The organism is Paracraurococcus lichenis (assembly GCF_030657435.1).
GTDB classification, from domain to species: Bacteria; Pseudomonadota; Alphaproteobacteria; order Acetobacterales; family Acetobacteraceae; genus Paracraurococcus; species Paracraurococcus lichenis.
Genome location: NZ_JAUTWS010000385.1, coordinates 1 through 774, shown reverse-complemented (window position 1 = coordinate 774; position 774 = coordinate 1). Strand labels below are relative to the sequence as shown.

The 774-nt window shown below is 71.3% G+C and carries 1 protein-coding gene; it reads right to left on the bottom strand.

What is annotated here, in order from left to right:
- The coding region (locus Q7A36_RS40390; protein WP_305109423.1) for an IS66 family transposase at positions 1-774 on the bottom strand (774 nt) is incomplete at both ends.

Here is a 774-nt window from a genome sequence, read left to right as displayed (position 1 = left end):
AAGAGGTGCTCGCGCAGCTTGCCGTAGCGCCGTCGCAATCGCTGCCCATGCCGGTTGGTGGGAGCGAGCGCCATGACGGCATCGAGCGCGTGCTCGAGGCGGCGGCGGTATTCACGGCGCGTGCTCTCGGCCAGCCCCCGATGCCGGCGGGCCAGGACCACGGCCCGCAGGAGCAGCGCCTTCATGCGCGGGGCGAAGATGGCGTCCCCCGCCTCGATGGCGTAGCGGCAATCGCGGAGCTGATGCGCCAGACAGATCTGCCAGGCTTCGGCATGGCCGCGCTGGGCGCTGTAGAGGTCGGAGACCCAGATGGCCGGACGATGCCCCGCCATCACCTCGGCGACGACACCGGCGCCCCGGCTGCGGCGGACCACGTGGATCACCACCTCGTCGTTCTGGAACACCCAGTTCCAGGCATTGCGGCCATCGATGCGTATGCCGGTCTCGTCCGAGCACACCACCCGCGCCCGGCGCAGCCGGGCCAGGATGGCGCTGGTCTCGGCGTCGAAGCGGGGCTTGCCGCGCCGGAAGGCAGCGTCGAGCGCACCCTCGCTGATGGCCAGACCGAACAGTTCGAGCAGCAGGCGGCTCAGCCGCCGGTAGCTGACCTGATGGACGAAGCGCAGGTACATCGCCAGCGCGACGATGTTGCCGCTGAACGGCGTTCCGGGCTCCAGCCCCTCGGGCAACGGCGCCAGGGTGGTCCCGCCACAGCAGCGGCAGTGCCCGGCGTAGCGCTCCACCCGCGTGACCACCGGGGCAACCGTCGGCAGC